This is a genomic window from Pauljensenia sp. UMB6358 (assembly GCF_030216865.1).
Lineage (GTDB): Bacteria > Actinomycetota > Actinomycetes > Actinomycetales > Actinomycetaceae > Pauljensenia > Pauljensenia turicensis_A.
Window position 1 is genome coordinate 1 of record NZ_JASOMS010000008.1, and the last position, 22,374, is coordinate 22,374.

Consider the following 22,374-nt stretch of genomic DNA (forward strand, 5'->3'; position numbering starts at 1 on the left):
TTCACCACCGGCGGTGCGACCAACGGCAGCACCGAAGCCATCAACGGCATCATCGAACTCGTCAGACGCATCGCACGTGGCTTCCGCAACCCCGAAAACTACCGCCTCCGCACACTCCTCGTCAGCGGAGGACTCAACCTATGACCCACGCCCAAGTACGAAGAGCCGCTAAACGAATCAGGTAGCCTGCCATGAAAATAACAGCTGGGATTCCGTAAAGTCCGCACCATTTAACATCCCAAGGGGAATTTGGAGCTACTGGATACCAAATGTGATTTCCGGTTGAAAACACGCTTCCTCCAGTTGAAATCCAAAATGCCATAATGTCAGCAACCAAGCCAAAGCAGTAAAGCAAGAGTGGCAAAACAAAAAAGTTTAGCTGCCAGTCTGCTACCTGGATTTTCCGGGTGATTAATAATGCGACTACAGCTATGAGAATCGGTTCAATGACTACCGCAGGGTACAGCACCCACACCAGGTCGCTGAGAAAAACAGTCTGGAATACCAGAACACATACGGCATAGACCAGAGCGATTTTGACGATATCACGCATCAGTGCCCTTTCCCTCACCATACCTAGTCAAAGATAAGCCAACTTCACTAGAGATTCGTTTGGCAGCTTGCCGAAAGCTAGCTGAATTCATCTACCGATAATTGATTTGGTCTTTTCCTTGGTGTGGCGCTTGGGTAAAAACGCTAAACCCAAGCGCTACACCACCAGCAACAAGAGCGCCGATGGCGGGAACGGAAAACTGGCTCAGCAGTTGAGAAAAAGAATCACTATGAACTAACGAGCCGACACCATCGAGTGAAAAGAGAAAAGCTGAGAGTCCGATAAAGGCTCCTGCTGAAAGTTGCAACGCGCGGGCAGATTGAATACCGATGATATGTTTATTGAAAAGCAGAAGAAGAATCGTGAAACACACATACATGAGTGGCATCAATAAGAAGACCACAAAAAATCTCTGATCCTGATCCTTGCACCGTTGAAAGATGGCGGCGAAAAGCCACGCGCCGACAAAATATGCCAGAGCGGATACAAGAAACACAGATATTTTTTTGATGACCAGTCCCTTCAACTTTTCGCTACACATTTTGATACGGCAACGGCATCAGGAGTTGTATGCCCCAATAGGTTTTCATTCTACAAGAAGGGTTTCCCTGCATTGCTATGGATAATGCTGATCGGGGCGGATATCGCTTGAATGCGGGCACGAGGCCTGGTGCGTTGAACCCGACAGTCACAAAAAGGCGCACGGGAGCGCCTATACCAGAGGCTCCCGAGTATCTGTCTGATGCTTCTATATTTGTCAAGCTACTAGAGTGACGTGTTTCTTGGTTAGTTCTTTGCTGAGGAGCTGGTAGATTTTGCGGGCTAGGTGAAGCGTCCTGTCATGGATGGTCGATAACATTCACGTACGCACGGATCCGGCCGGGAACATCAAGCCCGACAAGTAAAAGAGCACGGAGAAGATTGACGGCGTGGTTGCCACCATCATGGCGCTCGATCGTGCGATCCGAAACGGTACCGGACACGTGAGCGGCAGCGTTTATGACGAGCGGGGGCTTCTACTCCTTTGACTCTTTCTAGCTAAACACTCAAGCTTCTCCCAGGCTGGTGAAAAAGCTGTTCCGAGGGTTTCGTTTGATGGCCAACCTCTTGGGTGGTAGTTATTTCTCACGGAAAGCAGGCGGTCATTCCTATCAGAGATGTCCATATCATCAAAGGTGCCCTTTAGAAGTGGGAAGATTTTTTCAAATCCTTCCCATCTCCAGTCTGACGGTTTTATCTTCACGCCGAAAGCGGGAATTAAAATAAAGTTATCTTCGATGGCAAGCAGTCTGCTTAATACTTCGAGATTGGTTGCCAGAATCTCTGCATGATAACTACCTACTTTGTTCCACTTTTGCTGAGCTTCGGAAGGATCCTGATCCACAATAGGAATGAGATTGAAGAAACTCAAGCGAGAGACCGGGTAGAAGTCTTCCGGTAAGTATCCGCCAGCAAATGCGTTGACAATTCTTGCACAAGTTAAATCACCTTGCTTTTTATTTGAATCACCTTCCTCTTTAGTTGAATCACCTCCCTTTCTAGTTGGTCCGAAATACGTCGCCTGGGCGGGGTTCATTCCGATAAAGATGAGATGGGTGCCCGAACTTGAGATCTGTCCAGAAGATGCCTTGACATTTTTTGGCTTATCCTCATTCAAATCGCGCGTGAGAAACCACCGGAATTCAATATCAGGGAATTCATCAATTGGAGCATTGCGCAGGCAAGGTTCGTCATCTTCCAAGGCTACTTCAATGCTTTTCGTCATTTCTGCAACAAAGGCTTCGTCCATTTGTCTATTATTGCACGGAGTCAATCTCAATGAGGCTAATCGAGTGGCTACGTGGTGACACCACCCGGAAAACTGACGATCACACCCTTACCGGCGGTGGCTACTCGTTCTTCTTCGGCGGCACCACGTCAGGCCGTCCGGTGACGATCTGGCTCAATTCGCCTGGCGGTGATGTGGTGGCTGCCGCGCAGATCTACAACATGCTCATCGACTACCCAGGCACAGTCACCGTCAATATCGACGGCATCGCCGCCAGCGCCGCAGACGTATCTCGTGGCCACCCACTGACGGATGTGCTGGATGTGTTCGCCGACAATCGACCAACTGTTGAGGTCGAAGAAGTACACCGAGCTCGATGCGTACTACCCGTAAGACACTCGCACGCAAAACAAGCCTGGAAGCAGATATCGCAGCAAAGACAGCCAAACATGCGGCCGTCACCACAGCCCTAGGCGATCTGGCAGGGGAACCTGCGAGCGAGTTCCGCCCCTCACAGTGGAGCGCACTCATCGATCAGCCATCGTAGGCGAGGACACGATCCGGTTCGTGTTCCGCACCGGTGAGCAGGTGAGGATTGCCCTGAAAGGGTGATGCTCGTATCGGTTGACGCGCACGGTTAAGTACACCTCCCAGAATTTAGATAAGATTAGCCTTGCCTAAGAAGGATGGTGTTTGCATGGACGATAGTGCAATGGATCAGGTTGTTGACGGTGAGTATGGGTCCGCGAAGGAAAAATCTGTCGCTGGCCAGAACGCAATCCGTCAGCTATCGCAGCCGGTGAAAGGCAAGCTGTTCGTCGCGCAGGTTTTGGCTTTTCTCTCTGGTGTGTTAGCTATTGCCCCGTATGTGGCTCTGGTGGAGCTTGGCAGAGAACTTATGCAAGACCAGATGGACCCGGCGCGGGTGAACTGGATTGTCATGCTTCTCGTCAGCGCATACATGACCCGGTTGACCTTATATTTTGTTGCATTGGGCGTGACGCATTTTATTGACCTGTCGTTGCGTAATCAGATGCGTCGGCAAATTGCCGCCCGAATGTCGACTGCTCCGCTGTCGTGGTTTACCCGCGAGGGTGAGGGGAAGATCCGCAAGACCATTCAGGATGATACGTCCACGGTGCACACAGTGATCGCGCACGGGCCGATCGAGAAACTGAACGCGATCGTATCCCCGCTCGCCTTGTTGATATATGCGTTTGTGGTGGATTGGCGACTCGCGTTGCTGTCGATTGCGACGATCCCGCTCTATGTGGGCATGTATGGCATGTCGATGCGTGGGATGAATGAGAAGACCGCCCAAATGGACACCAAGCTCGCTCAGGTTTCGGCAACGATGGCCGAGTTCGTTGCCGGTATCTCAGTGGTGAAAGCGTTCGGCAAGGTTGGCCAAGCACATAAAGCCTATTTAGATGCAGCTAACGAGTTTTCTAAGTTCTACCGGGCGTGGTGTATGCCGCTGGTGTCGATGTCGGTCGCCTCATTTTCGTGGGTGTCGATCCCGGTGTTGTTGATCGTGAACCTTGGCGGTGGCGCGTTGATGATGAACGCCGGTTGGGTGAGCATCTACGAGGTGATAACGACGACGTTGATCGCCTTGGTGTTGCCGGGAGCGTTGATGACGGTGGCAACGATCGCCTGGTCGTACCAGCTCGCAGGGTCTGCGGCAGTGAGGCTGGTGAACGTCATGGAGCTACCGGCGTTGAGTCAGCCCGATGCGCCACAGACACCACACGGTCATGATATTGAGATTCGGGGTGTGTCGTATGCCTATGACGACACCCAGGCATTAGACGAGGTGAGCCTGAGCGTTCCGGCAGGCACGGTGACCGCGCTGGTTGGTCCGTCGGGTGCGGGGAAGTCGACGTTGGCGAGTTTGATGGCCCGCTTCGATGACCCGGACGCTGGCATGATCACCATCGGCGGGGTTGATCTAAAGAGCATTTCCCAGGATGTGTTGTATTCGACGGTCGCATTTGTCCTGCAAGATGCACAGCTTATTCGCGACACCATCCACAACAACATTGCCCTGGGCGCGCCAGACGCAACCTTGGATCAGGTGCGGCAGGCGGCGCGGGCAGCGCAGATCGATGAGTTCATCATGAGCCTGCCAGATGGCTACGACACCGTGTTGGGGGAGGACACCCACGTTTCGGGCGGGCAGGCAGCCCGTATCGCGATCGCCCGGGCGCTCATGGTTGATGCCCCAGTGTTGGTGCTGGACGAGGCGACGGCGATGGCGGACCCGGAATCGGAATCGAAAATCCAACAAGCTCTCTCGACTCTTGCCAAAGGCAGAACCGTGATTGTGATCGCCCACCGACTGGCCTCGATCAGAGGGGCAGACCAAATCGTCGTCATGGAACGCGGGCGCATTGCTGTGGTCGGTACGCACGACGACCTGGTGGGTAATGCGCACTATCAGGCACTTCTTGCCCAAGGTGCATGCGAGGAGATGACACGATGAATCAACTATTGCTGCCACGCTTTAAGCGTTTGATGGAACCCGCCTCGTGGCGAGACCTCTCGGTCGGTCAAGCGTGGGGTGCGGTCTCAGGACTGTGTCACGGCTTTGCCCTGCTGACTTTGCTTCCCGCAGCAAGTGCCCTAGCGACCGGAATGCCGGTGTGGGGGTTATCGTTTTGGGGCTGGCTCATCGCCTTGGCGGTGATCTCGGTAGCGGGTGTAGGCACCGAGTTTTATGGCATGCGCACCGGCTATATCGGCGCGCTCGGATTCATTCACGACGTCCACCAAGCGGTGGGTAACAAGGTAGCCCGCCTACCACTGGGCATGTTCGATTCGGGTAGCTCTGGCCGACTGTCGCGCATGGTCACCCAGGAAATGATGAACCTGGGCGAGTCAGCGGCACATTTCATTTTCTCCCTCGTCCAAAAACTCTCAGCCGTGCTCGTAGTCACTGTGGGAACCTGGTTCTGGGATTGGCGGCTGGGTCTAACCTTGACGATCGCCTTCCCGATCATGCTCGCCTTCCTTCATAGCTCCCGTGTCCTACTCAATAAAGGTAAGCAGATTTCCGAACCAGCCGAATCAGAGTTGGCGGCTCGCATGGTCGAATTCGCCACCTGCCAAGGCGCGTTACGTTCCTGCCACGTCGCCGACGACTACCCGGCCCTTGATCGGGCATTCAAACAGGCTGACCGCAAAAGCCGCAAAGCATTGTGGATCGAAACATTAGCGAACCTGATAAACGGAATGTTCGTCCAAGCGCTTGTCGTAGTAATGATTTGGCTGACCGCCCAACTCGCCCTCGGCGGGCAGATGAATGCGTTGAACGCTGTGGTCACCATCGGCATGTGCCTGCGGTTCACCACCATGCTCCAAGACATCGGTGGCTGCATGACCGGGCTGGAAGAACGCCGCCAGCAGATGAATCACGTCGACAAGGTCATGGACGCTCCCGAACTGTCCGAACCCGATGTCTCCACACCGGTGAGCGCTCCTGGCGATGTTCGTTTCGAGGACGTCACCTTCGGCTACGATCCGGACACTCCGGTGCTGCACGATATTTCCTTCCATGTCCCGCAAGGCGGCATGTGTGCCCTGGTTGGCCCTTCCGGCTGCGGAAAAACCACAATCGCGAGGTTGGTTGCACGTTTCTGGGATGTGCAGTCCGGCAGCGTGCGCGTTGGCGGAGTGGACGTGCGCGAGCAGACCACCGAAGATTTGATGCGCCAGATATCCCTGGTCTTCCAAGACGTCTACCTATTCAATGACACGCTCGAGGCTAACATTCGCCTTGGCAACCCCGAAGCCACCGCTGAAGAGATTCGATGGGCGGCTGATCTGTCGGGCGTGACGGAAATCGTCAACCGGCTCCCAGATGGCTGGGATTCACTGGCCGGAGCTGGCGGACGCGCCCTGTCGGGTGGGGAACGTCAACGTGTGTCCATCGCTCGCGCCTTGGTGAAGAAAGCCCCGATCGTGCTGTTCGACGAGGCCACCAGCGCGTTGGACGCGGAAAACGAAGCCAACATTGTTGCGGCAATGAACGAGCTACGCAGGCACTCCACGTTGATCGTCATCGCCCACAAACTGGAAACCATTCGCCAAGCTGACCAAATCATTGTGCTCTCCCACGGTGGGCGTATCGCCCAGCGCGGGTGCCATGATGAGCTGGTTAACCAGCCGGGTCAATACCGCGATTTCTGGCAAGAACGCATCAATGCTGCCGGATGGCAACTCGTCTAAACACAGAACTGTTCACAATCATGAAAGGAATAACTATGTCCACACGCACGTCCTCGCACCTCAACACGCGCGACTTCATCAACATTGGCGTCTTCACCGCTTTGATGTTCGTCATCGTATTTGCATTCGGAATGCTCGGGTTCATTCCCGCCGCCATGTATGCCGGTTTCTTGCTTTCGATCCTCGTTAACGGCATCGTCTTTGCGCTGTTCACAGCACGCACTCCGAAGATGGGGGCTTTGACAATCACGCTGATTATCATCGAAATCCTCTTTTTCGTGACCGGCCACTGGGTGGGCGGCATCGCGGTGGCCGCTGTGTTCGGCCTGCTCGCCGACCTAGTCATCACCAAGGGGCCGAAGAGCGTGAAGGTTCGCGTTCCGCTGGCATACGCACTGTTTATTCTGCCGATCTACGTGTCACCGTGGATGCCGCTATTTATGAACCAAGACGCATATATGTCGCAGATCGCCGAACAAATGGGCGCAGACTACGCTGCCAAGATGGCGCAGGTCGTCACGATTCCGATTCTGCTGGGCTTCTTCGTCGTGATGCTCATCGTGGGCTGGCTTGCTGGTCTGTTGGGAACCCGGGTGGCGCGTAAGCACTTTGAACGGGCCGGTCTTGTCTAAACTTCCCGACCCGCGCACGATTATCGCAGCGCTCGTCATCGTCTCCACCACGATCTACAGTGCCTACTCGCCGTGGTTCGTGTGTACTCTGGGCGGATTCGCCGCCGTGATGCTGGCGAGCGCTGCGATCAATCCCAACACGCTCGTGCGCCCGAGCTGGGTGGCCGTCTACCTGGCCACGTTTGCGCTCCTCGGCGGGCTCGTCTTCGCGATACCACTGGTGTGGAAGTCAACGGCCAGCGCGTTCCTCGTGCTGTTTTTGCAGTGGATGTGGCGATTCAGTGTCAGCGCAGGAATGGGAGCCTACGCGATCGGCGTGATCCGACCCGCCACCTTGCAAAAAGCACTCGCCAGCTCACGAATCCCAACCTGTTTCACGATCCCAATCTCGGTTGCCTTACGTGTGCTGCCCGTGATCGGCCACGAGGTTAAAGCGATCTCAGATGCGATGAAGCTACGCGGCATGTCCGCGCTTTCCCTGCGCGCGGCCCAGTACTTCACAATCCCGCTGCTATCGACCGTGGTACGCAGCGGGGACGAACTGGCATCTGCTGCCCTCGTGCGCGGACTGGGCGGAACCGCAAAGCCCACCTCAGTCACAGTCGTGAAATTCCGTGTGATCGACGCAGTCATTCTGCTCATCGTTATCGGCTTCGCGATATGGAGAATCGTCCTATGACAACAGCCCAAGCAACTGGGGTCACCTTCACCTATCGAGGAGCAGACCACCCCTCAATCAATGACGCAACCATCACCATCACACCTGGAACCGTCACCTTGCTGTGTGGCGCGTCAGGGTCTGGGAAAACTACCGCGCTACGGCTGTTTAACGGGCTGATCCCGCACTTCCACGACGGCGACCTTACCGGAAGCGTCACAGTCGACAACATTGACGTGGCACGAGCCGACCTGCCACGCCTTGCCCACCACTGTTCGACAGTGTTTCAAAACCCGCGCACCCAGTTCTACACCACTCACGTGCGTCAAGAACTCGCCTTCGGCCCAGAAAACCTCGGCCGCGACCCGCAGGAGATTTGTGCGCGCATTAACGAAGTCGCTACCGAGTTAGGCATCGCCGACCTGCTGGAATCCCGCGTCACACAACTGTCGGGTGGGCAGATGCAACGCGTGGCCTGCGCCGTCGCCATGTGCAACAACACGTCGCTGATCGTCTTTGACGAGCCGACCGCGAACTTGTCCGCTGACGTTATCGATCAACTCGCCACACTCATCGCCAGGCTCAAAGCCGATGGACACACCATCATCATTGCTGAACACCGGCTAAGTTTCCTTTCCGGGATCGTCGACCGCGTCTATTGCTTCGACAAAGGCAAGATAGCCCTCACCGCAACCGGCGAAGAGTTCTACGCTACCTCGGATGAGGAGCGCAAACAGCTTGGACTGCGATCCCTAGTGACTGTGTCTATGCCACAACTTCCGCAACCGGCAGGAGATGGGCTGGAGATCAGCAATCTCACCTTCGCCTACCGGCACGGGAAAACGGTTCTCAACATCGACCATGTGCTCTTTCCGTCAGGGAAAATCAGCGCACTGTTGGGCCCGTGCGGGTCGGGCAAATCAACACTGGCACGGATCCTCTGCGGACTTGAAAAGGCCAAAGGTGCATCCATCACACTCAATGGACAGAAATTCGCCAGCCGGGACACATACCTTGTCATGCAAGACCCCACACGGCAGCTGTTCTCAGACACCGTCATTGACGAAGTCACGCTCGGGATAACGAGAGCCGAAAAACAACACATCGATGCCCAGGCGATCCTTGAAGAACTCGATCTTGCGGAGCACGAGTCCGATCATCCGCAAGCGCTGTCTGGTGGGCAGCGCCAACGCCTGGTCATCGCCACAGCACTTGCAGCGAACAAAAATGTCTACATCTTTGACGAGCCGACCTCGGGTGTGGGCTACAAGCACCTCGTCGCAATCTCTCAAGTGATGCGCAAACTCGCTGATACCGGTGCCGTCGTCATCGTCATCACCCACGACGCCGAACTCGTCACCGAAGCCGCCGACCACGCTATCCACCTCGACCAAATCAACACCTGCTCAGACATGTGCCTACAAGAGTGAACGAGGGATTCACGAGCCGGGTTTCTACAAGGAACTCATCGTGAACGAACACCACCACGATCACGGGCCGAGTGCGCAAGAAGCCGCCACAGATTCACATCTGCGAAAAAGCTCGCCATCGCATTCGGACTCGTGTTTAGCATCGTCCTGGCGCAAGCTATCGGCGCGTTTATGACAGGAAGCTTGGCACCCTCCTCGTCGACGTTGTTCACTCGTTCGCCGACTCTCTTTCCCACTGCGGCTTCTTTTGTCACGATCGCGTAAGCGCTCAACAAAGTTTTCTGTCTTGCCTATATAGCGCCAGGTGTTCTCAATAGCTTCAGGGTCATTACCAATGAAGAATATACACACCATTACAAGCGATTGAGCTGAATGCCCCCGTGTTTACATGGGGTTTTTGAGACGTTTGAGTTTGTTTGAATCTCGCAGCGACTAGACATCATAGTTCTGCTGAAGTCAACACCGCTTTAGCAGGGATTTTTATGGTTTTTGCTTCTAATCATAAAGAGATTATTCGCGGAACTCGGGATGATAAAAACTCAGCAAAACTGCCGTAGCTATCAGAACTGTGCAACATGTCATTGGTAGCCACGGAGAGAGTCCGTAAAGTGCGGTGGAGGCTATCGGTGCCACTACATAGGCTGCACCATTGTTAGCATTAATCAACCCGGCCAGCCCACCTTGCTCTTCGGGCTTCATTTGCAAAGTAGGCGCCGTGTTGTAGCCAGGCATCGCCAGACCTAGACCAAAGCCTGTCAAGATGCTGGCCACGATGAACAGTCCAAGATTTAGTGGATAAACCAAGAGCAGTAACCCGAGAAGAACGATTATTAACCCTCTTCTAAAGAGTTTTTTAGCACCCCAGTTTAACCTTGGAGCCACCAAGGCCTGCGCCAGTATCATCACCACACCCATTATTGACATGCACAAAGCGGTGAACCCTGCTGTGGCGCCGGCCGCTAGCTTCAAAACATCCTGCAGTAAAAAGCCGAAAAGTGTAGCCACGGTAGAAAAAGCGGTAAACATGAGGAAACCGCAAGCCAGGAACACGAATACTCTTGAATCAAAATAGGAAACTTTTGCCGGTTGAGCGACTTTTTCTTCGCCACCTGTGGGTTTGAATGTTAGCAGCAAAACGGCAACGCCTAAAAGCATGACCAGAGGCATCACCAGCAGGGGCATCATGAAACCGCCTATAGCTGCAAGGCTGCCACCCAATAAGGCTCCAAGAATAGACGAGAATCCTTGCGCAGCGCCCAAGATTCCCACACCTTTTACCCGTTGCGTCTCACTGTAGGTATGCGTCACAACGTAGGTTTGCGCGGCTGGGGAAACTGATGCGATGGCACCGCCGTACAGCACGCCCCTAGTTATGACCACTCCTATAATCAACGCTATGCCGGTGAGCAGACCCTTAAATCCTAGCCACACCACCACAGCGAATCCGCCTAGAGCCAGGATTCCGGCAAGCATGCCAATAAGCAAGATACGCCGAGATCCCCATCGCAATGAGACCCGTCCCCACCTGGTGGAGGTAAGAGAAAACATTACGGCTGCTAACGAAATGGTGGCGCCAATGTGCCATTCCTTCAACCCGATTTCGCGCGATAGCGGAGCCAGAATTGGATTAAGAATCATCTGCCCCATATACGCCAGTAACACCGTCAAAAACAGGGGAAACAGTCCCGTTATTTTTGATTCGACTTTCTCGTTTTGTTCGTTAGTGGCGCACATTAAAACATCCTTTCCAAAGTGAACAGCCAATCAAGCTGAAACAATACTAGAACAATGTTCTAGTATTGTCGAGGTTGAGGGTATGCTGTTTTCGTGGGAAATAAAGACAAGCGGGTAAACACGGGTAGACGCGCCTGGCTGACGCAGGAAAAGATCACGCACACCGCAATGGAACTGACCCGAGAGTGCGGTCTAGAAAAATGGTCGATTCGTGACCTTGCGCAGCGTCTGGGAGTAGTTCCCTCTGTCATCTACCACCATTACCAAAACCGTGACGCCATTACCGCTTCTGTAATCGGCGAAATCACTAGCACCATCGAGCTACCGGACGAGCAGCTGGAATGGAAAGATTGGTTCATCTCCCTAGCAGAAAATGTCAGGCCCGTCTTTCTTGAATTCCCCGGAGTCACCGACAAACTGATGTATGGACATATAGACGCCGCGTTTATACCAATCTTGGAGGTGGCTTACGAAAAACTACGGGACGCTGGTTTTAACAAGTACATTCACATCGCATACTCAATTATCACCAACACGACGCTGTGGAGCATCACTGCTCGCAACTTGCGCAGCCCAACCAAGCAGGAACAGCGCCACGACCTAGGCCAAATGATTACCCAACTTCAGCCCCTAGCTGCCTGCTCCACAACGCTGACCGACATAATCCAGGGCTACTTAATTCCGCTAGCCAACCCGAAAAACGAAGACCGCATGAGTCAAGAATACTTTGAAATCATCATAGAAGTCGTACTCACCGGTTTAGAGATAGTGATCTTGCCTCGCGAAAACGCCTAACAAACCCGTGAACAAGAGAAATCATCAATACGCATAAAATATTTCCCAAAATCGCAAGTCATCCAGCTAAGAACAGAGCCTTTCAGCCTCTCCCTCTATTTCCTGCGATTTTCCAATAAACACAAGAAAATCCACCGCATCCAGAGCTTTCCAAACAACTGGTACGACTACATCAAATACGCCACCACCAATGAACTAGCTATCGCTCTTCACAGCACGCAGGCTTCTCCCAGGAATCCGCAGCCTATACCGAAGCCTAAGCCCAGCCTATTGCGTATGGACGAAGAGGAAACATCATGGCAACTGAAGGATTTAAATCCGGCAGACTAACCCTCGACGTCGATGGTCTCTAGGTCGAGGCAGCAGCCGCACTCACCAGGGCAACACTGGATGTCAACGAAGTACTGATGCCCGCTTCGGAAGATGTCAGGACTGTGGTAGCTACCGGATTCCGTGCCGCTAGATGTTTTCTCACACAGTCCACCCTCGCAGAACGGCGTTTAATAAAGGCCGCACAGCGAGGTTACATTGCCCTTAAGTAGAATTGATACTTCCTTTTGGCCGCATCTGTGATTGGCCAACGAAAGCTTGTCGGGGGTTCGATTAATAACCGCCACCCCCATTTTATGTTTCCTTCCGCGCATTAGGGCCTGTTTTGATTGCCCCTTTACTGTTTTAGGGCTTTTAGCGGACCTGGGGAGTTTTCAAAGGACACAATTCTTTCTACTTATTTTAAGTCCGGGTTATTTTTCACGGGTAAATACGTGATTTTATGCCCTAAGGCGAGAGGCCGGTGAAAAAATGTTCAAGCGTGATGACCATTAGTGCTCACTTAGGTTAGCCTAACCTTAGGGGCTGATTGGGTTGCCCTAAATCAACTAATACGACTGGAGCTACGATGTTCACAACGCAGTTATCGCCAAGCAAGCGCGAAGAGGCGCTACGCGACATGGAGGAAAAGCCGCTTGATGTTTTAGTGATCGGCGGAGGTGTTACGGGAGCGGGGATCGCACTGGATGCGGCAAGCCGTGGTTTACGAGTCGGTATAGTCGAGGCGCAAGACTGGGCCTCCGGCACTTCGTCGCGATCTTCAAAGCTGGTGCACGGTGGTCTGCGATACCTTTATCAACTTAATTTTGCCTTGGTTGCTGAGTCTTTGAGGGAACGTGGCTTATTACTTACCCACACGGCTCCACATTTGGTGAAAGCACAGCCTTTTTTGTGGCCCATAAAAATGCGCGTAATAGAGCGGGCTTATTCGGCTGTTGGGGTGGGAATGTATGACGCCATCGCACAGTTTGCACATAGGGGTTCAGTGCCCATTCAAAAGCACTACTCGAAGAAAGGGTCATTGGAGCTTGCGCCCGCGTTGAAAAAAGACGCACTTATTGGCTCTTTGGTTTACTACGATGCCAGGGTGGACGACGCCCGTCTGGTGGTGAATCTGGTTCGCACGGCCGCTCAGTTTGGCGCTTTGGCTGCGAATCGTACCCAGGTTGTTGAAATGCTCAAGGATGGAAACAAGGTGGTTGGCGCCAAACTTCGTGATATGGAAACAGGCGCTGAACATGTGGTTAAAGCAAAATCCATCATTAACGCAACGGGGGTTTGGACTGAGAAAACACAGTCTCTTTCCGGTTCTACGGGTGGCTTGAAAGTTTTGGCCTCCAAGGGCATTCATATTGTTGTGCCGAAGGAAAAGATTGATTCCAAAGTTGGTTTATTCTTGCGCACAGAGAAGTCTGTGTTGTTTATAATCCCGTGGAAGCGTTATTGGGTTATAGGAACTACTGATACCAAATACCATGAAAACAGGTTGGAACCGGTACCTGATTCTGAGGATATTGATTATCTGCTTGAACATGCGAACTCGGTGCTGGCTAACCCGCTAACACGTGATGACATCATTGGGGCTTTCGCTGGGCTACGGCCTTTGTTGCAGCCAGGAACTTTGGACGGAGATAAGGCTAAGTCAACCAAGGTTTCCAGGGAGCACACAGTTACCGAAGCTGCTCCGGGGCTCACTGTTATAGCAGGTGGGAAGCTTACGAGTTACAGGCAGATGGCTGAAGATGCTGTTGATTTTGCCTTGGGTAAGGAGCTGGCTAAGCGAATGCCGTGCGTTACCAGAAGCACTCCGCTTTCTGGAGCTGTTGACTATGAAGCTATGTGGGAACAGCGTGAGGCGCTGGCAAAGAAAAACGGTTTGAGCGTGGATCACGTAGAAGATCTGTTAAACAGGTATGGAAGTGATATCAAGCTGATTTTCAAAATGATTGAGAAGGATCCTTCTTTAGGGAAGGAGCTTAAGGGCGCTGAAGAGTATCTGCGTGCAGAAATAGCGTTTGGTGTTTTGCATGAGGGTGCTTTGCATGTGGAAGACTTACTGGCGCGTCGCACCAGACTCTCTTACGAGCATCGGGATCGCGGATTGGCTGTTATTGACGAGGTTGCGACAATAGCTGCGGATATTCTTGGCTGGGACGAGGCGGCCAAGGCGCATGAGATAGAAAACTACAAGGCGCGGTGTGATGCCGAAGAAAAGGCGGAGGCTATAGTTAGCGAAGCCGAAGCGCAAAAGGTACGTGAGCAGGCGGCGCCTATAACCGAATTTGTTGACGTGTCTCCGCAAATTGACGGTTAAATCCGTGGGGATTTTTCCCTTTTAAATCGCTGACTCTAAGGCCTTGGAGGCGTGTACTCCAAGGCCTTAGACGCGCTTCGGATTCCACTATGCCCGCTCTGGCAACAGAGCAAAATTCAGTTTTAGGCGCTTGCTTTAAAAGCACCTTCGATAATGCGGTATCCCAAAACTGCCCAAAGAATAATCCGCACCCCCATCAGGTAATTTTTGCGATGCGAGAATAGTTTTATCGCAGAAAACTAATTATTAAGACTTTAAGTTTGGGTATTAATTTTTACGCCTCGATTTAGTATACTTTGAGCATCTCGATACATAGAGGAAAATACGTTAGGAGTGTTGAATCGTGGTAAAAAACATGCCCAAACGGATATTTGCACTTATTGCAGGCATCCTATTGCTCACTTTAATAATCGTTGCTATTTTTGTTCTCCTCGATAGAAAAATTGATTCTGAGCAGGAAGAATTTGCGATGAATTCTTCCTGGGTATACGACGAGTTGAAGAGTGGTGACCAGCTTGACACTAGATATGCTAATAAGGAGCCTCTTTACCTTTTCGCTTCTCGTGACTTGCTCGAGACCGGTTATGACTTCACTCAATGCAAACTAGGCAACGATAGCTTGAGCACCCATGATTCACATTTCAATCTTCCATCAAGCTCCGGAACCGCATTATTTCTTGTAGCAAAGTTTGACCGCGCAGTTTCTGAGGATGCAAAACTGAGCTGCAAATCCATTCCAGAAAAAGGTCAGTTAGCGATTGGGTTTCAAAAGGAGAAGAGGAAATAACTCAATATCGTTCTAAGTTTACTGACCTAGAACCAACACCACTGACCCACCGTTAACTCCGGATCAGAGAGGCGCATTTTTCATCTCCGTTAACGAGTTAAACCCCAAAACCCTATCCGAACAGGAAAAACACGATACTAGGTAACGCAAAACCCAAACCCGCTAACGCGGTCGATTTTTCACACCCCCTAAGCGATACTCGCTAACGCAAAAGGGTACTTATCAAATCCGACGTCTAAGTGGATATTAAGACGGCGGATTTGATAAGGCGAACTCTTGCCACATAACCACTGCTTAACGGGGAGTTTGTTGTTTCTGGGGTCGGTTTGGGTGCTCAGCACGCAGCATCTGGGGGACCTCCGTGGGGGTAGCCCACGCTGAAGAGCCACGCCGCTGGCCGTCGAGGGGGTGCGGTTGTTACCTTGCGTTAACGCGTTTCATTCGTGGGGGGTATCCAACTACTAGCAGACGAGCCGCCCCAATCAATACTTAGAAATTTACACAAATTTCTACATGTAATTTAACTAGTTATTCTAAATGTAAATTAAACCCGTGTTTTACATGTGTTTAGACACTTATTTGTGGAAAACTTAAGACAAGACGTTCGAGTTAGAGGGAGAGCTATGGCAGCCAAACGACGCAAACCGCCAATGCGTCACATCAACATTGGCGACCTTTCGCGAGGTCAGGCTTCCAAGCTGATCAAGGAAGCCGTAGAAAAAGATGAGCCCGCCTACATACTGCGCTACGGCAAACCAATCGCGGTGTTGATCTCCAATGAGCGCTACGAACGGCTGATGAATGAAGGGATTGACCCTAGTGAGCACTGAGAAACTAACGAGCCATGTGTCCCTAATATGGAACATCGCAGAGATCCTACGCGGTGACTACAAGGAACACGAATACGGCGACGTGGTCTTGCCCTTCACCGTGCTCACCCGCCTCGATTCGGTCCTGGTCGATACCAAGCAGGCAGTCCTGGACATCAAGGCCACCTCGATGCCGAACCAGATCAAAGAACTCCAGTATGCCAAGGCAACGGGATACCCATTTTGGAACACCTCGAACTTCACCCTAAAAACCTTGCTTGATGATCCCGACAATTTGGAGCAAAACCTGTCGTACTATGTGCAGGCTTTCGCCCCAGCTGCGCGCGAGGTTATGGAGGCCTACAACTTCTACAATGTGATTGAGCGCCTCGACAAAGCTGGCCTGCTCTATCACGTGCTCAGCGAGTTCACCTCCGCGAAGGTAAACCTCCACCCCGACGTGGTCAGTAACGACCAGATGGGTTACATCTTCGAGGAGCTAATCCGCAGGTTCTCTGAATTGTCAAATGAGACCGCTGGTGAACACTTCACCCCGCGTGAGGTCATCAGCCTGATGGTCGATCTCTTATTTAACCCCGAAGAAGACATCAATCGGCTCTGCGCAGACGGAGCCATGGCCTCGCTGTATGACCCTGGGGTCGGCACCGGCGGCATGCTCTCCATCGCTGCCCAGCACGTTGATGACCTGAACGGGACTGCACGCCTCGAGGTGTACGGCCAAGAGCTTAACCCGCAAACCTATGCGGTGGCTAAGTCCGACATCATGATCAAGGGCGAACGCCAAGAACGCATCTACCTCGGCAACTCACTGACTAACGACAAGACAGCAGGCATGCGGTTTGACTACATGCTGTGCAACCCACCCTTCGGCGTGAACTGGAAGAAGTACGCCGACCCGATTCAGGACGAGGCTGAACGCAAGGGCTACCATGGTCGCTTCGGAGCGGGAACGCCGCGCGTGTCGGATGGCTCGTTCCTCTTCTTGCAGCACATGATCTCGAAGATGAAGCCCTACGACCCCAAGGACCTGGTGAATGCCCCTGGTACGCGGATTGGGATCGTGTTCAACGGCTCTCCCCTCTTCACAGGTGGAGCCGGGCAGGGCGAATCTGAGATCCGCCGCTGGATCCTTGAAAATGACTGGTTGGAAGCGATTATCGCCCTACCGGATCAGATGTTCTACAACACCGGCATTCTCACCTACATCTGGGTTCTTTCAAATAAGAAGGAACGTCGCCGCAAGAACAAGGTGCAACTGATCGACGCCACCCAGTATTTCCAGCGGATGCGTAAACCCTTGGGTGAAAAGCGCAAAGAACTCACCGAAGACAATATCGCTGACATCACTCTCATCTACGGCGCGTTCCAAGAAACCGAAGAGTCGAAGATCTTCGACACCGAAGACTTTGCTTACCATGAAGTTGTCGTGGAACGTCCGCTAAGGTTGAGTTTCCAAGCCACCCCGGACGCGATCGAAGCACTCAAACAAACCAAGCCATTCACGGATCTTGCCACGTCGAGGAAACGAACCGAACCTGCGCGCACCGAAGAAATCGAGGCAGGCAAGCGGGTGCAGGACGCTATCATCTCCAGCCTAGAGGCGCTCGACCCTGAGCACGTGTATCTCAATCGAGATGAGTTCACCGATCTACTCCGTGAAGGCATCAAGGATCGTGGTGAGAAGATCGGCATCGCAGCACTACGCAAGATCGTCGCGGAACTCGGCACAAAGAACCCTGACGCGGACATCTGTGTGGATACGAAAGGTAACCCGGAGCCAGACACGGATCTACGCGACACCGAGCAAATACCGTTCCGTGAGGACATTGAAGCGTACTTCCAGCGCGACGTTATCCCATACGCTGGCGATGCCTGGATCGACCACAATAAGACCAAGGTCGGCTACGAGATCCCCTTCACCCGTTATTTCTACAAATACGAAGAACTCGGTGATCCCGCAGAAACCCTCGCCGAAATACAAGCCCTTTCGGCAAGTATTCAAGCCGACATAGCCAAACTCTTCAGCGAGCAGGTGAAGTGATGCGAGGGCAACTCGACGAGTGGATCGATGACTTGCCTGAAGACTGGGACGCGGTGAAAACAAAGTCGCTGTTCAAGATCCTGAAACGGCAGGTTCCCCACGACGGTCAAGCGATCTTGTCTATCACTCAAAGCGGGATCCGGCCGAAGAACATATCTGAAAATGAAGGCCAGATGGCCGGTAACTATGACGGGTACCAAGAAGTGTTCATTGGTGACTTCGCCATGAACTCCATGGACCTCCTGACGGGCTGGGTTGACCAGTCGCGATACGACGGTTTAACCAGCCCCGATTATCGCGTATTCGTCACAACTGACCTTACTCGGGTTTACGGGAGATTCTATTCGTACGTATTCCAGACCCTGTATAGCCGCCATATCTACTATAAATACGGTCAAGGTGTCTCCAACATGGGGCGGTGGCGTCTTCCTGCGCAAACCTTCCTGAACTTCCCGTTGCCAAACCCAACATTCGTAGAACAGCGGGCAATAGTTAGCTTTCTCGATGCAAAGACTGCTGAGATTGATGGGATCATTAACAAATTGCAGCGTGAGGTTCAGCTGTTAGAGCAGTATCGGCGTGAGTTGATCGCTCGCACCGTGACTCGCGGCCTCAACCCTGACGTGCCGATGCGTGACAGCGGTGTCGAGTGGATTGGAAAGGGGCCGACATCTTGGACTCTCTATTCCGCCAAAGCGCTTTTCCAGCGTAGGAAAGAGTTTGAGCGTCCAGCGGATATCCACTTGACCCCTTCGCAGCTATATGGGGTTCTTCCTCAAGAAGAATTCATTAATAAGAGCGGAACGAAGCCTACTCTGAAGCTCTCCGAGGCTGGAAAGATGCGACACGTGGAACCGGGAGATTTTATTATTCACTTGAGAAGCTTTCAAGGGGGGCTTGAACTATCCGAGCTAGCAGGGAAAGTCAGCGCTGCATATACGGTGCTTTCACCCCGAGATTCAGGACTTGTTGATTCCGGGTACTTCAAATGGTTATTTAAATCGGATCCGTTCATTCGATCATTGGCGTCACTAACAAATCAGCTGAGAGATGGCCAATCCATCAACTTCACAACCTTTAGCCGTACAAGTTATTACATACCCTCTATTGACATTCAAAGGTTGATTGCGGCTTTTCTTGATCGAAAGACTCTAGAGATTGATTCGGCTATCACGGGTATCAAGCGACAGATTGAGCTGTTGGGCAAATACCGCAAGCAAATTATTAATGATGCCGTTACCGGCAAGGTTCGTGTGGGAGAGATGGCGTGATGGATACGTCTGAACGCAGGTTTGAAGACGAGATCGAGCACGCGCTGACTCATGTTGGCCCCTCGGAGCTTGACTTGTACGAGTCGCGCGATCCAAACGGATACGACAAGGCGCTCGGCCTGTATCCGCAAGATTTGCTTGACTTTGTGCGGGAGACTCAGCCGCAACAGTGGGAGCGTTTGGAACGTATCCACGGGGCGAAGGCCGGCGAGAAGTTCTGCAAACGGGTGGCCCGCGAGCTGGATCGGCGTGGCGTTGTCGAAGTGTTGCGTCGCGGAGTGGAAGATCTTGGTGCGCGCTTCAAGCTGGTGTTCTTCGCCCCTGGTTCTGACCTCAACGAACTGCTGGCAGAGAAGTACTGGGCGAACCGGATGACAGTGGTCCGTCAGCTGCAGTACTCGACGAAGAACACCAATTCCGTTGACACCGTGTTGTTTGTCAACGGTATCCCCGTGGTGACGATGGAGTTGAAGAATCAGATCACAGGTCAGACCTACAGGGATGCTGTTGATCAGTACAAGCGTTCTCGGCCTGCCTCTGAGTTGTTGTTCGGGCTAAACCGCCGTGCGGTGGTGCACTTCGCTGTTGACACGGACGAGGTGTGGATGACCACCAAGCTGGCAGGGATGGACACGGTGTTTCTCCCGTTTAACCGTGGCTTTGACAACGGTGCAGGTAACCCGCCCGTGCCGGGTAAGTACAAGACGTCTTATCTGTGGGAAGAGGTGCTGGCGAAGGATTCACTGTTAGATATTCTGCATCGCTTTGTCCAGTTCATCCCGCACGAGAACGACCGGCGCAAAGACAAATTGATCTTTCCTAGGTATCACCAACTCGACGCCGTGCGCGCTCTCGTGGCTGACGCGAAGGCTCATGGTGCGGGGAAGAATTATTTGGTGCAGCACTCGGCTGGCTCTGGTAAGTCAAACACTATTGCTTGGCTTGCCCATCACCTGTCGAATCTGCATGACGACCAGCAGCGTGCAGTTTTTGATTCGATCATTGTAATCACTGACCGGCGCGTGCTCGATAAACAGCTCCAAGACACTATTTACGCGATGGACCACACCGCTGGCGTGGTGGTGAGGGTCGACAAGAACGCCCGCCAACTGACGGAGGCGCTAGCCGATGGTTCGAAGATCATCATTTCCACGTTGCAGAAGTTCCCGTTTGTTGACGTGAGCAATGTGACGACGGCTGGTAAGCGCTTCGCCGTCATCGTTGATGAGGCGCACTCGTCTCAGACAGGTGAGGCTTCGGAGAGGCTCAAGCAGGTGCTCGCGGATACTGCCACGGCGGGTAAGGAGTCCGAGGAGGATCTGCTTGACCGCTATGCGGCTGCCGAGGCGCAGGTGGAGGCCGAGCAGCTGGAGATTGATGAACAAATCGCCGAGGAGCTGCGCATGCAAGGACGCCAACAGAACCTGTCTTTCTTCGCGTTTACTGCGACCCCGAAGCAGAAAACGCTCGAAATTTTTGGCACCCCGGTACCTGATGCCACCCCGGTTCCATTCCACGTGTATTCGATGCGTCAAGCCATCGAAGAGGGCTTCATTCTTGACGTGCTCAAGAACTACACCACCTACCAGACCTTTTACCGGGTCGGGAAAACCATTGCGGATGATCCTGAATACTCGACCAAGCAGGCGAACAAAGCTCTGGGAAAGTATCTGAGCCTGCACCCGTATAACTTGCGGCAAAAAGCGGAGATCATTATTGAGCACTTCCGCGCCAACGTCGCCCATAAGATTGGTGGCAACGCCAAGGCAATGCTGGTGACTGGTTCACGCCTGCATGCGGTGCGCTACTACTTCGCTTTCCGTGACTACATCAAACAAAGGGGATACACCGATCTTGGCCTGCTGGTGGCGTTCTCAGGCACGGTCGAGGACAAGGGGGCGGAATACACCGAGGAACAGCTCAACCAGATCCCCGAAGCGGAGTTGCCGGAGAAGTTTGCCACTGGCGAGTACCAACTGCTGCTGGTGGCTGAGAAGTATCAGACGGGCTTCGATCAGCCATTACTGCACACCATGTATGTGGACAAGAAACTCCACGGGGTCAAAGCGGTACAAACCCTGTCGCGGATCAACCGTATGCATCCGGGTAAGACCGACACATTCGTGCTCGACTTCGTCAACACCGCAGAAGATATCCAGAAGTCGTTCCAGGACTACTACATTTCCACCGGGATCACCGAGGAGACCGACCCGAACATCGTCTACGACCTCTACCACTTCCTCGCTTCCTACCATTTGTGGACAGACAAGGAGATCGAGGGCTTTACCAAGGTGTTCTTCACCGAGTCGAAGAAGCAAACGAACCTCGACTTCAGCCGCCTTAATGCTTACCTTGACCCTGCCGTCGCCCGGTTTGACGAATTGACCGACGAGGACAAGCTCGAGGTGAGGGCGCGGATGAATAAGTTCAACCGTAACTACGATTTCCTGACCCACATAATCCGCTACGACGACGAGCGACTCCACCGCTTCGCCGCCTACGCCAAGCTCTTGGTGCGCAAGCTCCACATCGAGGGCGACCCCGCCCCACATTTGGAAGACGAAGTTGCCCTGCAGTACTACCGCCTCCAGCAGGTCTACGAAGGCTCTATCGAACTGGAGGACGAAGAAGGGCAGCTGTCGAATAACCCCGACACCGGCGGTGCGAGCGAGGACGAGAAGGACAACCTGTCCAACATCATCTCCAAGCTCAACGACCGTTGGGGCACCGAGTTCACCCACATGGACAAGGTGATCGAGCAGCTCACCGAAGACATGGTTGAAGATGCCGAGGTCAAGTCACGCGCCCACAACTCTCTCGACATGTTCTCCATCGTGTACGCCGAACGCATCCAAGACATTGTGCTTGATCGGATGAATCAGAACCAAGACTTCGCAATCAAGTATCTGTCGGACCCGCAGTTCAAGGCCGATGTGGACCGGGTCCTCCTCCCGTTGATTCACGCACGCCTCAACCACAAAGACTGATAACTGTCCTAGAT

General features: G+C 53.0%; 17 protein-coding genes and 2 pseudogenes. 15 read left to right on the plus strand and 4 right to left on the minus strand.

The annotated features are described in order from the left end of the window. Nucleotides 1-144 (plus strand): transposase (locus QP381_RS06590; RefSeq protein WP_285068167.1); only part of this gene is annotated, 144 nt, incomplete at its 5' end. Here QP381_RS06590 and QP381_RS06595 read toward each other — a convergent pair. After that, nucleotides 134-553 (minus strand): hypothetical protein, encoded by a 420-nt coding sequence (locus QP381_RS06595; protein WP_179369986.1) that lies wholly within the window; start codon nucleotides 551-553, stop codon nucleotides 134-136. The two genes, QP381_RS06590 and QP381_RS06595, sit on opposite strands and share 11 nt — an antisense overlap. 91 nt (nucleotides 554-644) lie before the next feature. Continuing rightward, entirely contained in the window at nucleotides 645-1,049 is a 405-nt protein-coding gene (locus tag QP381_RS06600; RefSeq protein WP_285068115.1) for a hypothetical protein, read from the minus strand. 337 nt (nucleotides 1,050-1,386) lie between these two features. On the opposite strand from QP381_RS06600, the pseudogene QP381_RS06605 reads away from it, so the two are divergent. Beyond that, a pseudogene (locus QP381_RS06605) lies at nucleotides 1,387-1,581 on the plus strand (terminase TerL endonuclease subunit); the annotation flags it as partial. Here QP381_RS06605 and QP381_RS06610 read toward each other — a convergent pair. Then, on the minus strand, nucleotides 1,551-2,342 hold the full coding sequence (locus tag QP381_RS06610; protein WP_179369987.1) for a hypothetical protein: 792 nt from the start codon (nucleotides 2,340-2,342) through the stop codon (nucleotides 1,551-1,553). The pseudogene QP381_RS06605 and the gene QP381_RS06610 sit on opposite strands and share 31 nt — an antisense overlap. Nucleotides 2,343-2,479: 137 nt before the next feature. Here QP381_RS06610 and QP381_RS06615 point away from each other — a divergent pair. The 6 genes and pseudogenes from QP381_RS06615 to QP381_RS06640 form a co-directional block, all read left to right on the plus strand. Further along, nucleotides 2,480-2,611 (plus strand): annotated as a pseudogene (locus tag QP381_RS06615) (ATP-dependent Clp protease proteolytic subunit); the annotation flags it as partial. Nucleotides 2,612-3,018: 407 nt separating this feature from the next. After that, nucleotides 3,019-4,806 (plus strand): ABC transporter ATP-binding protein, encoded by a 1,788-nt coding sequence (locus QP381_RS06620; protein ID WP_285068117.1) that lies wholly within the window; start codon nucleotides 3,019-3,021, stop codon nucleotides 4,804-4,806. Beyond that, the gene (locus tag QP381_RS06625) at nucleotides 4,803-6,551 is read left to right on the plus strand and encodes an ABC transporter ATP-binding protein (RefSeq protein ID WP_285068119.1); all 1,749 of its coding nucleotides are present in this window, start codon (nucleotides 4,803-4,805) and stop codon (nucleotides 6,549-6,551) included. The genes QP381_RS06620 and QP381_RS06625 overlap by 4 nt, the downstream gene beginning before the upstream one ends. Nucleotides 6,552-6,586: 35 nt before the next feature. Further along, entirely contained in the window at nucleotides 6,587-7,183 is a 597-nt protein-coding gene (locus QP381_RS06630; protein WP_285068121.1) for an MptD family putative ECF transporter S component, read from the plus strand. After that, a complete protein-coding gene (locus tag QP381_RS06635; protein ID WP_006680335.1) occupies nucleotides 7,176-7,862 on the plus strand; it encodes an energy-coupling factor transporter transmembrane component T family protein in 687 nt (228 codons plus the stop codon). The genes QP381_RS06630 and QP381_RS06635 overlap by 8 nt, the downstream gene beginning before the upstream one ends. Next, complete coding sequence (locus tag QP381_RS06640; protein ID WP_285068123.1) at nucleotides 7,859-9,271, plus strand: ABC transporter ATP-binding protein; 1,413 nt, start codon at nucleotides 7,859-7,861, stop codon at nucleotides 9,269-9,271. Before QP381_RS06635 ends, QP381_RS06640 begins: the two co-directional genes overlap by 4 nt. 510 nt (nucleotides 9,272-9,781) lie before the next feature. Here QP381_RS06640 and QP381_RS06645 read toward each other — a convergent pair. Further along, complete coding sequence (locus tag QP381_RS06645) at nucleotides 9,782-11,005, minus strand: MFS transporter (protein ID WP_101628603.1); 1,224 nt, start codon at nucleotides 11,003-11,005, stop codon at nucleotides 9,782-9,784. Between the two features lie 93 nt (nucleotides 11,006-11,098). Here QP381_RS06645 and QP381_RS06650 point away from each other — a divergent pair, with 93 nt between their 5' ends. The 7 genes from QP381_RS06650 to QP381_RS06685 all read left to right on the plus strand — a co-directional run bounded on the left by QP381_RS06650 (nucleotide 11,099) and on the right by QP381_RS06685 (nucleotide 22,360). Then, on the plus strand, nucleotides 11,099-11,800 hold the full coding sequence (locus QP381_RS06650; RefSeq protein WP_285068126.1) for a TetR/AcrR family transcriptional regulator: 702 nt from the start codon (nucleotides 11,099-11,101) through the stop codon (nucleotides 11,798-11,800). A gap of 898 nt (nucleotides 11,801-12,698) precedes the next feature. Next, nucleotides 12,699-14,444, plus strand: coding sequence for a glycerol-3-phosphate dehydrogenase/oxidase (locus QP381_RS06660; protein ID WP_101628601.1), 1,746 nt, complete (start codon nucleotides 12,699-12,701; stop codon nucleotides 14,442-14,444). A 343-nt stretch (nucleotides 14,445-14,787) separates the two neighbouring features. Next, on the plus strand, nucleotides 14,788-15,231 hold the full coding sequence (locus QP381_RS06665; RefSeq protein WP_101628600.1) for a hypothetical protein: 444 nt from the start codon (nucleotides 14,788-14,790) through the stop codon (nucleotides 15,229-15,231). 623 nt (nucleotides 15,232-15,854) lie between these two features. Then, a complete protein-coding gene (locus QP381_RS06670; protein WP_101628599.1) occupies nucleotides 15,855-16,061 on the plus strand; it encodes a type II toxin-antitoxin system Phd/YefM family antitoxin in 207 nt (68 codons plus the stop codon). 16 nt (nucleotides 16,062-16,077) lie between these two features. Further along, nucleotides 16,078-18,102 (plus strand): type I restriction-modification system subunit M, encoded by a 2,025-nt coding sequence (locus tag QP381_RS06675; protein ID WP_243381299.1) that lies wholly within the window; start codon nucleotides 16,078-16,080, stop codon nucleotides 18,100-18,102. Continuing rightward, on the plus strand, nucleotides 18,102-19,373 hold the full coding sequence (locus tag QP381_RS06680; protein ID WP_101628597.1) for a restriction endonuclease subunit S: 1,272 nt from the start codon (nucleotides 18,102-18,104) through the stop codon (nucleotides 19,371-19,373). Before QP381_RS06675 ends, QP381_RS06680 begins: the two co-directional genes overlap by 1 nt. Then, the gene (locus QP381_RS06685) at nucleotides 19,373-22,360 is read left to right on the plus strand and encodes a type I restriction endonuclease subunit R (protein ID WP_285068168.1); all 2,988 of its coding nucleotides are present in this window, start codon (nucleotides 19,373-19,375) and stop codon (nucleotides 22,358-22,360) included. Before QP381_RS06680 ends, QP381_RS06685 begins: the two co-directional genes overlap by 1 nt. Nucleotides 22,361-22,374: the final 14 nt, after the last annotated feature.

Bases quoted from the DNA above. Each gene is read 5' to 3' on its own strand.
- QP381_RS06645 (WP_101628603.1), bottom strand. From the start codon at position 11,005: ATGTGCGCCACTAACGAACAAAACGAGAAAGTCGAATCAAAAATAACG.
- QP381_RS06685 (WP_285068168.1), top strand. From the start codon at position 19,373: ATGGATACGTCTGAACGCAGGTTTGAAGACGAGATCGAGCACGCGCTG.
- QP381_RS06610 (WP_179369987.1), bottom strand. From the start codon at position 2,342: ATGGACGAAGCCTTTGTTGCAGAAATGACGAAAAGCATTGAAGTAGCC.
- QP381_RS06670 (WP_101628599.1), top strand. From the start codon at position 15,855: ATGGCAGCCAAACGACGCAAACCGCCAATGCGTCACATCAACATTGGC.
- QP381_RS06595 (WP_179369986.1), bottom strand. From the start codon at position 553: ATGCGTGATATCGTCAAAATCGCTCTGGTCTATGCCGTATGTGTTCTG.
- QP381_RS06660 (WP_101628601.1), top strand. From the start codon at position 12,699: ATGTTCACAACGCAGTTATCGCCAAGCAAGCGCGAAGAGGCGCTACGC.
- QP381_RS06630 (WP_285068121.1), top strand. From the start codon at position 6,587: ATGTCCACACGCACGTCCTCGCACCTCAACACGCGCGACTTCATCAAC.
- QP381_RS06640 (WP_285068123.1), top strand. From the start codon at position 7,859: ATGACAACAGCCCAAGCAACTGGGGTCACCTTCACCTATCGAGGAGCA.
- QP381_RS06620 (WP_285068117.1), top strand. From the start codon at position 3,019: ATGGACGATAGTGCAATGGATCAGGTTGTTGACGGTGAGTATGGGTCC.
- QP381_RS06680 (WP_101628597.1), top strand. From the start codon at position 18,102: ATGCGAGGGCAACTCGACGAGTGGATCGATGACTTGCCTGAAGACTGG.
- QP381_RS06625 (WP_285068119.1), top strand. From the start codon at position 4,803: ATGAATCAACTATTGCTGCCACGCTTTAAGCGTTTGATGGAACCCGCC.